The sequence below is a fragment of the Saccharomonospora saliphila YIM 90502 genome, assembly GCF_000383795.1.
GTDB lineage: Bacteria > Actinomycetota > Actinomycetes > Mycobacteriales > Pseudonocardiaceae > Saccharomonospora > Saccharomonospora saliphila.
The window spans coordinates 189,632-198,610 of record NZ_KB912656.1; the positions used below are offsets into that span (position 1 = coordinate 189,632).

Annotated in this window: 8 protein-coding genes and 1 pseudogene; 8 read left to right on the top strand and 1 reads right to left on the bottom strand. The window is 71.1% G+C overall.

Going from position 1 to position 8,979, the window contains the following annotated elements:
• The 7 genes and pseudogenes from SACSA_RS0109885 to SACSA_RS0109915 all read left to right on the top strand — a co-directional run.
• Positions 1–733 (top strand): annotated as a pseudogene (locus SACSA_RS0109885) (hypothetical protein); the annotation flags it as partial.
• Positions 730–1,182, top strand: coding sequence for a roadblock/LC7 domain-containing protein (locus tag SACSA_RS0109890; RefSeq protein ID WP_019815496.1), 453 nt, complete (start codon positions 730–732; stop codon positions 1,180–1,182). The pseudogene SACSA_RS0109885 and the gene SACSA_RS0109890, both read left to right, overlap by 4 nt.
• A 292-nt stretch (positions 1,183–1,474) precedes the next feature.
• The gene (locus tag SACSA_RS0109895) at positions 1,475–1,849 is read left to right on the top strand and encodes a DUF742 domain-containing protein (protein ID WP_028661740.1); all 375 of its coding nucleotides are present in this window, start codon (positions 1,475–1,477) and stop codon (positions 1,847–1,849) included.
• Positions 1,830–2,444, top strand: coding sequence for a GTP-binding protein (locus SACSA_RS0109900; protein WP_019815500.1), 615 nt, complete (start codon positions 1,830–1,832; stop codon positions 2,442–2,444). Before SACSA_RS0109895 ends, SACSA_RS0109900 begins: the two co-directional genes overlap by 20 nt.
• A gap of 108 nt (positions 2,445–2,552) precedes the next feature.
• A complete protein-coding gene (gene icmF, locus SACSA_RS0109905) occupies positions 2,553–5,789 on the top strand; it encodes a fused isobutyryl-CoA mutase/GTPase IcmF (protein ID WP_019815502.1) in 3,237 nt (1,078 codons plus the stop codon).
• A gap of 180 nt (positions 5,790–5,969) precedes the next feature.
• Positions 5,970–6,803, top strand: coding sequence for an LLM class F420-dependent oxidoreductase (locus tag SACSA_RS0109910; protein ID WP_019815504.1), 834 nt, complete (start codon positions 5,970–5,972; stop codon positions 6,801–6,803).
• A 67-nt stretch (positions 6,804–6,870) separates the two neighbouring features.
• The gene (locus tag SACSA_RS0109915) at positions 6,871–7,860 is read left to right on the top strand and encodes a TIGR03557 family F420-dependent LLM class oxidoreductase (RefSeq protein WP_019815506.1); all 990 of its coding nucleotides are present in this window, start codon (positions 6,871–6,873) and stop codon (positions 7,858–7,860) included.
• 30 nt (positions 7,861–7,890) lie between these two features.
• Here SACSA_RS0109915 and SACSA_RS0109920 read toward each other — a convergent pair whose 3' ends face one another.
• Positions 7,891–8,751: a MaoC/PaaZ C-terminal domain-containing protein gene (locus SACSA_RS0109920; RefSeq protein ID WP_028661741.1), complete on the bottom strand. Its 861-nt coding sequence runs from the start codon at positions 8,749–8,751 to the stop codon at positions 7,891–7,893.
• 100 nt (positions 8,752–8,851) lie between these two features.
• Between SACSA_RS0109920 and SACSA_RS27185 the strand changes: the two genes are divergently transcribed.
• A partial coding sequence (locus SACSA_RS27185; protein ID WP_157596793.1) for an SDR family NAD(P)-dependent oxidoreductase occupies positions 8,852–8,979 on the top strand: 128 nt, incomplete at its 3' end.

The window sequence follows — 8,979 nt, forward strand, 5'->3', positions numbered from 1 at the left end:
CCGCCGCAGGCCGCGCCGCGGCGCCCGGAAGCCCGAGCAGGAGGTCGAGGAGACCGCCGAGATCGTGCCGGGCGGTGCCCGCACGTCGGGGCCCCGACACGCGGCCAGGAGCGACGGCGCGGCCAGGACCGGCATGGGCGCGCTGTTCGTCGACCCGGTCGCCGGTACCGGCACCCCCGCCGGATACGCCGAATCGGACACCACCGGAGGAGCAGGCCCCCACGCCCTCGCCGCGGAAGGCGGCACGGCAGGCACCGCCGCGGAAGGCGGCACGGCAAGCACCGCCGCGGGAAGCGGCGCGGCAGACACGGCCGCGGAAGGCGGCACGGCCGAGTCCGCCGGGGGAAGCGGCACCGGGAAGACCGCACCAGGGGACGGCACCATGAACAGCGACGCGGGAGACGGCTCGGCCGAGGCCTTCGACGGGGGTCCGGAACCGGGGCACGCGGGCTTCGCCTCCGCCGCCGACGAGCGGTGGCGCACCGTGCGGGAGGTCACCGAGGCGGTGCCCTCCGACTACACCACCGCCGGACTGCCACGGCGGCGCAGGGGGGAGAAGCTGCTCCCGGGCAGTGCCGCCACCGACGAACCCACCGAGGTCCGCCCGCGGATCACGCGCGACCCCGCCGATGTGCGGGGCAGGCTCAGCAGCTTCCAGCAGGGTGTCCGCCGCGGCAGGCATGCCGGAACCGTCGCGACCGACACGCGAGACGAGAAAGTGGAGGGTGAATGACCGTGTCCAAACCGGCTCAACCCCAGCAGAACCAGTTCGGTTGGCTCGTCAACGACTTCGCCGAGCGGGTCCCGGGTGTCGCGCACGCCGTCGTGGTCTCGGCCGACGGGCTGTTGCTCACCGCGTCGCACCGTCTTCCGCTCGACCGGGCGGACCAGCTCGCGGCCGTGGCCTCCGGGCTGGTGAGTCTCACCCAGGGAGCCGCGCGTTGTTTCGAGGCGGGCGCGGTCACCGAGACGGTCGTGGAGATGGAGCTCGGCATCATGGTGCTGATGTCCATCAGCGACGGTTCGTGCCTCGCGGTGCTGGCCGCGCCGAACTGTGACATCGGGCAGGTCGCCTACGAGATGACCCTGCTCGTGGAGCGGGTCGGCCAGATTCTCACCCCGGAGCTGCGGGCCCAGTTGCAGGGCTCCAGCGGCGCGCGGGTGGGCGAGACGGTGGCCTGAGACCGTGACGCGGTCCGGGGCCGAGTGGGACACGCACCGGTCGAGCACCTCCCCGGTGCCCGGCCGCCCGGCCGCGTGCCCGGACGGACACGGGCGACCGGACGACGACGGCGCCGACCCCGCAGACGGTGCCGATCCGGACGGTGCCGACGCCGGCGCGACGGGGTCCGCCGTCGCGGGGGACGACACACCGACAGGTGTGCCCGCCGAACAGGACAGTCGGGGACAACCAGGCAAACACGACGCCCGGGAGGAAACACTCCTTCCGGACTCGACCATAGAGGAGCAGGTTGTGGCAGCCGAAGCGATCCCGTTACCTCCGGCGGAGACGACCGGATTCGTCCGTCCCTACGCCATCACAGGCGGCCGGACCAGGGCGAATCACCATCTCGAACTGGAAACCCTGATCTCGACGCGCACCTCGGCGCTGTTGGCGGTGCCCGACCAGATCGAGCACCAGCTGATCATGGAAGAATGTCGTACTCCACAATCGGTGGCCGAGATCGCGTTGGCGCTGAGGGTGCCGCTGGGAGTCGCGCGGGTGCTGATCAGTGACGCGGCCGACGCGGGACTGGTCACCGTGCACAGGACGGTCTCGGGCGACGAGGGTGCCGAGGCGCACTTGCAGTTGATGGAAAGGGTGTTGAGTGGACTCCGCCGGCTTTGAGGCACCGCGCGAGGCCGTGCCGACGACGATGACGTCCGCCAAGATCGTTGTGGCGGGAGGGTTCGGCGCGGGCAAGACCACGTTCGTCGGCTCGGTGTCCGAGATCGTGCCGTTGACCACCGAGGCGATGATGACCGACGCCAGTACGGGCATCGACGACCTCGAGGCGACGCCGAACAAGGCGACGACGACCGTGGCGATGGACTTCGGACGGGTCTCCCTGGATGAGGACCTGATCCTGTACCTGTTCGGCACGCCCGGTCAGCAGCGCTTCTGGTTCATGTGGGACGACCTGGTGCGCGGCGCGATCGGCGCGGTGGTGCTGGCCGACACCCGCAGACTCGCGGACTCCTTCGCGCCGGTGGACTTCTTCGAGGATCGCGGTCTGCCCTACATCGTCGGGGTGAACACCTTCGACGGCGTGTTGCACCACGACCTGAACGACGTGCGGGAGGCGTTGTCGATCGATCCGGCCGTGCCGATCGTGCGCTGTGACGCCCGGGACCGGGAGTCCACCAAGCAGACGCTGATCACGCTCGTGGAGTACGCGATGCGCCAGTGGATCGCTCTGCGCGCGGCCCACTCCGCCTCGTGACGAGGAACAGCCGCGCCCGCGCGGAACTGAATCGATACGGGCGTGTGAGGCGGGCCTCACCTGGCCTCCCCGTTCCACAAAAGTAGGAAGTCCAAGTATTTTGGAGGCATGACCTCCGATCTGTACCGAGCCACGAACCCGGTCCGGTTCGTGACCGCGGCGAGCCTGTTCGACGGCCACGACGCCTCGATCAACATCATGCGGCGCATCCTCCAGTCGCAGGGTGCCGAGGTGGTGCACCTCGGGCACAACCGTTCGGTCGAGGAAGTCGTCAACGCCGCCGTGTCCGAGGACGTGCAGGGAGTGGCCGTCAGCGCCTACCAGGGCGGGCACGTCGAGTACTTCAGCTACCTCGTCGAGTTGCTCGCCGAACGCGGCGCGGGGCACGTGAGGGTCTTCGGTGGCGGCGGCGGGGTCATCGTCGCCGAGGAGATCGAGCTGCTGCACTCCCGTGGCGTGGCGCGGATCTTCTCGCCGGACGACGGCCTGGAGATGGGCCTCCCCGGCATGATCAACACAATGATCCGGGAGTGCGACTTCGACCTCGCCACGACCTCGCCGGGTGAGGTCGACACGCTGCTCTCGGGCGACGTCCCCACCCTCGCGCGCACCATCACCCACCTCCAGCAGGGGTCCCTGCCGCGCGAGTGGCACGAGGCCGTCCGCGACGCCGCGTCGACGCGCACGGTGCCCGTGCTCGGGATCACCGGGACGGGCGGATCGGGCAAGTCGTCGCTGACCGACGAGCTGCTGCGCCGGTTCCGCCTCGACCAGGAGGACAAGCTCCGCATCGCCGTGCTGGCCGTGGACCCGACCCGCAGGCGCGGCGGCGGCGCGCTGCTCGGCGACCGCATCCGCATGAACAGCCTGGACGGCGACCGTGTCTACTTCCGGTCGTTGGCCACCCGCTCGGCGGGCTCGGAGGTCCCCACCGGCCTCGACGAGGCCGTGCTGGCCTGCAAGGCGGCGGGCTACGACCTGGTCATCGTCGAGACACCCGGCATCGGCCAGGGTGACGCCGGCATCGTCGACCATGTCGACCACGCGTTGTATGTCATGACGCCCGAGTTCGGTGCCGCCTCGCAGCTGGAGAAGATCGACATGCTCGACTTCGCCGACGTCGTCGCGATCAACAAGTTCGAGCGGCGCGGGGCGGAGGACGCGCGGCGCGATGTCGCACGGCAGATGGTGCGCAACCGCGAGGCGTTCGGCGTGAGCCCCGAGGACATGCCGGTGTTCGGCACGAGCGCGGCGAAGTTCAACGACGACGGTGTCACGGCTCTCTACCAGCACCTGCGCGAGTTGCTCGCCGACTCCGGGCTGCCGGTCTCGCCCGGTATGCTGCCCCGGGTCGAGGGCAAGGTGCCCAGCGACACGAGCGTGGTCATTCCGGGCCACCGCACGCGCTACCTCGCCGACATCGCCGACACGGTGCGCGGCTACCACGCGCGCACGCGGGAGCAGGCCGAGGCGGTCCGGCGGCGGAGGCATCTCGCGGCCGCGCGGGACGAGCTGGCCGCCGAGGGGGCCGATACCGGCGAGCTGGACCGGCTTCTCGACCGTGCCGAGGCCGCCGTGGACGAGGACACGGCGGAGCTGCTGCGGCGGTGGGAGGAGATCGCCGAGTCCTACCGGGGCGAGGAACTGGTGTTCACCGTGCGGGACACCGAGATCCACACCCGCCTGTGGCGGGAGACGCTGTCGGGCAGCCGGGTGCCGCGCGTGGCGCTGCCCCGCTACACCGACCCCGGCGAGCTGGTCTCCTTCCTGCGCCGCGAGCACCTGCCGGGCTACTTTCCGTACACGGCCGGGGTGTTCCCGTTCAAGCGGGAGGGTGAGGACCCCGCGCGCATGTTCGCGGGGGAGGGTGACGCGTTCCGGACGAACCGGCGGTTCAAGTACCTCTCGTCCGATTCCGAGGCCAAGCGCCTGTCCACCGCGTTCGACTCCGTCACCCTCTACGGGGCCGACCCCGGCACGCGCCCGGACATCCACGGCAAGATCGGCACCTCGGGTGTGTCCATCGCGACGCTGGACGACATGAAGGCCCTCTACGACGGCTTCGACCTCACCGCGCCCAGCACGTCGGTGTCGATGACCATCAACGGGCCCGCCCCGACGATCCTGGCCTTCTTCCTCAACACCGCCATCGACCAGCGCAGGGACGCCTTCCGCGCCGAGCACGGCCGCGAGCCCTCGGCCTCCGAGGACGCCGAGCTGCGGGCGTGGACGCTGCGGCAGGTGCGTGGCACGGTGCAGGCCGACATCCTCAAGGAGGACCAGGGGCAGAACACCTGCATCTTCTCCACGGAGTTCTCCCTGCGGATGATGTCGGACATCCAGGAGTGGTTCATCGCCAACGACGTCCGCAACTTCTACTCGGTGTCGATCTCCGGCTACCACATCGCCGAGGCCGGGGCGAACCCGATCACGCAGCTCGCCTTCACCCTCGCCAACGGCTTCACCTACGTGGAGTCGTACCTGGCGCGGGGCATGGACATCGACGACTTCGCGCCGAACCTGTCGTTCTTCTTCTCCAACGGCATGGACGCCGAGTACTCGGTGCTGGGGCGGGTCGCGCGGCGGATCTGGGCGGTGGCCCTGCGCGAGCGCTACGGCGCGGGCGACCGCTCGCAGAAGCTCAAGTACCACATCCAGACCTCGGGCCGCTCGCTGCACGCCCAGGAGATGAGCTTCAACGACATCCGGACCACGTTGCAGGCCCTGTGCGCGCTCTACGACAACGCGAACTCCTTGCACACCAACGCCTACGACGAGGCGATCACCACACCGAGCGAGAGCTCGGTGCGGCGCGCCCTGGCCATTCAGATGATCATCAACAAGGAGTGGGGCCTGTCGGGCAACGAGAATCCGCTCCAGGGCTCGTTCGTCATCGAGGAGCTGACCGACCTGGTCGAAGAGGCGGTGCTGGCCGAGTTCGAGCGGATCACCGAGCGCGGCGGTGTCCTCGGCGCGATGGAGACCGGCTACCAGCGGGGCAAGATCCAGGACGAGTCGATGCTCTACGAGCGGCTCAAGCACGAGGGAACGCTGCCGATCGTCGGGGTGAACACCTTCCGCGCGCCGGACGAGGAGGGCGGCGAGGTGGAGGTCGAGCTCGCGCGTGCCACCGACGAGCAGAAGCAGTCCCAACTGGACCGGCTGGCCGACTTCCACCAGCGTCACGAGTCCGAGGCGCGTGAGGCGCTCGCCCGGCTGCGGGAGGCCACCGCGCGGGGCGAGAACGTGTTCGCCGTGTTGATGGACGCCGCCCGGGTGTGTTCGCTCGGCCAGATCACCCAGGCGTTCTTCGAAGTCGGTGGGCAGTACCGCCGCAACGTCTGATTCCCGCGCGGGTGACTCGGGCCCGGCACGCTCACGCGCCGCGAGGTGTGCACGGGCCCGTCCCGGGTATGCCTCCGGCGCCGTCCGGTGCGTGTCCAGGACGGAAACGAACCGGAATAGACCACGCGCGGCGCGGGTTGCACCGGCGCGACAGGGAGTCACGCGTCCTGGAGGGGTGAGATGAAGTTCGGCATCTCCACGTTCGTCACCGACGAGGGCATCCGGCCCGCCGCGCTCGGCCGGGCGCTGGAGGAACGGGGATTCGACTCGTTGCTGGTCGCCGAGCACTCGCACATCCCGGCCAGCCGGGAGACGCCCTATCCCGGTGGCGGGGACCTGCCCCGGGAGTACTACCGGACCCTCGACCCGTTCGTCGCGTTGACGGCGGCGGCGACGGCGACCACCGACCTGCTCGTGGGCACCGGCGTCGCACTGGTGGTCCAGCGGGACGTGCTGCACACCGCCAACGAGGTCGCCAGTCTCGACCTGATCTCGGGCGGGCGGTTCCTGTTCGGCGTCGGCATCGGCTGGAACCGCGAGGAGATGCGCCACCACGGCACAGACCCGCGGACGCGCGGGGCGCGGCTCAATGAGCAGCTCCGCGCGCTCAAGGCGGTCTGGACCTCGGACGAGGCCGAGTTCCACGGCGAGCAGATCGACTTCGACCCGGTTCACCTGTGGCCGAAGCCCGCGCGCACTCCGCACCCGCCGATCTATGTCGGCGGCGAGAGCCCGGCGGCGATCGACCGGCTCGCCGAACACGGCGATGCCTGGCTGCCCCGGGGACACACCAGCCCGTCACACATCCGGGACGTGCGGCGACGGCTGGCCGACCGGGGCAGGCCCGACCTGCCGGTGACGATCTTCGCGGCCGACCCCGACGACGCCCCGATCGAGGACTGGGCCGAGGCCGGGGTGGAGCGGGTCACGTTCTCGCTGCCGACCCTGCCCGAGCGCGAGACACTGACGACACTGGACGAGCTGGCCGGACTGGCCCGCCGCTACGCCGGGTAGGCGCGGGAGGCGGACGAGACCGGACCGTCGCCGGGCGGCCCGGACCCAGACGAGGTGGGAGCGACACGTGGGTGATGTGCAGGTCGGGATCGCGGCGGCGTTGGAGCAGTTCTCGCCGCGCGAGTCCCTCGAACTGGCCGCGCTGGCGGAGCGGCACGGATTCTCCGGGCAGATGGCGGCCGACCACTTCCAGCCGTGGGTGCCCGCCCAGGGCGAGGCCTCGTTCGTGTGGAGCGTGCTGGCCTCGCTCGCCGAGCACACCACCGGCGATCTCGGGCCGGGCGTGACCTGCCCGTCGTTCCGGCAGCACCCGGCGATGGTCGCGCAGGCCGCGGCGACGCTGGAGGCCACCTACCCCGGCCGCACGTGGCTCGGCATCGGCTCGGGCGAGGCGCTCAACGAGCACATCATCGGCGGGTACTGGCCGGAAGCGCCGGAGCGGGTGCGCCGGATGCTGGAGGCGCTCCAGGTCATCACCAAGCTCTTCAGCGGTGCCGACGTCAAGCACAGCGGGGAGTTCTTCAAGCTGCACACCACGCGGCTGTGGACGATGCCCGAGGCGCCGCCGCCGATCTACATCGCCGCGGCGGGCCCCTACACCTCCCGCAAGACCGGCGAGCTCGCCGACGGGCTCATCACCCCGGGCGCGTCGCTGGACAAGCTCGCCGGCATCGTGGACAACTTCGCCAAGGGCGCGCGCAAGGCGGGCAAGGACCCGGACGCGATGCCGAAACTGCTCCAGGTCCACCTGTCGTGGGCCGACACCGACGAGCGGGCGTGGGCCAACGCCCTCGAGCAGTGGCCCAACGGCGGCATGAAGTTCGGCAAGGCCGACATCCGGTCGCCGTTCGACTTCGAGCAGATGGCCAAGCTCGTGCGCAGGGAGGACTTCGAGGGCCGCATGGTGGTCTCGGCCGACCCCGACGTGCACCGCGCGGCGTTGCAGCGCTACGTCGACGCGGGCTTCACCCGGATCTACGTGCACAACGTCGGCCGAAACCAGCGGGAGTGGCTCGAGGTGTTCGGCCGCGACGTGCTGCCCAAGCTCACCGCGTGAGCCGACGGCCTGCCCGCATCCGCACGGCGCTCACCGCGGGTACAGGACGGCGTCGGCCAGCACGGGCGCCTCGGCGCGCTCGGGCACGGTCGTGGTGACGAGCAGCCGGTCGTCGTCCCGCCACACGCGGGTGCGCAGCGTCTCCCCGGGGCGGACGACGCCCGCGAACGTGGCCGACCACGCGCGCACGCGGGTGACGTCGGCGTCCAGCACCGCGTCGGTGACCGCCTTGGCGACGAGCCCGTAGGTGGCCAGCCCGTGCAGGATCGGCGCATCGAAGCCGGCCGACCGCGCGAACGCCGGATCGACGTGCAGCGGATTCCGGTCGCCGCACAGGCGGTACAGCAGCGCCTGCTGGGGCAGTGTCGGTGTGTCGACGACGACGTCCGGCCCGGTGTCGGGCGGTGAGACGCGCCGGGTGCGTCCGCGCGGCCCGCCGAACCCGCCCTCGCCGCGCGCGAAGAGGGCCGACCTGCTGGTCCACAGGACGGTCCCCGCCGGATCGGCGGCCTCGGTCTCGCGCACGATCACGGCGGCGGTGCCCTTGTCGAGCACGTCGGTGATCCGTGCGCGGCACACGGCCTCTCCCTCGGTGGGGATCGGCCGGTGCACCTCCACGGACTCGGCGCCGTACAGCATCCTGGCGAGGTCCACCTCGATGCCCGGGAACGTCACCGCGGGCGGCTCGAAGGTGCGGCGCCGCGGCGCGACGGTGGCGAAGGTCGGCAGCACCCGCAGGTCGTTCTCGTAGGTGTAGCGGAGTTCCCGCTCGTCGGTCGGCTCCGCCCCGGCGCCGAGCGCGAGGTGGTAGAGCAGCACGTCGTCGGCGGTCCAGGAGATCGTGCTCTCGCCGAGGTCGGCGCCGACGGCGATGTCGGGGTCGATGGGCATGGCGGCTCCCCGGCTCGGTGGACTCGTGACCGTCATGATGGCATCGGCACGACAGAGCACGGCACGGCGGAACATCGGGTGGAGCGGGAAGGAGACGGACATGGGCAGCGAGTCGGCGACGGGGGCGGCGCGGGTCGCGGTGGTGACGGGGGCCGGATCGGGGATCGGCCGGTGCGTGGCGCGGGCGCTGCTCGCCCACGGGTACCGGGTCGCGCTCGCGGGACGGCG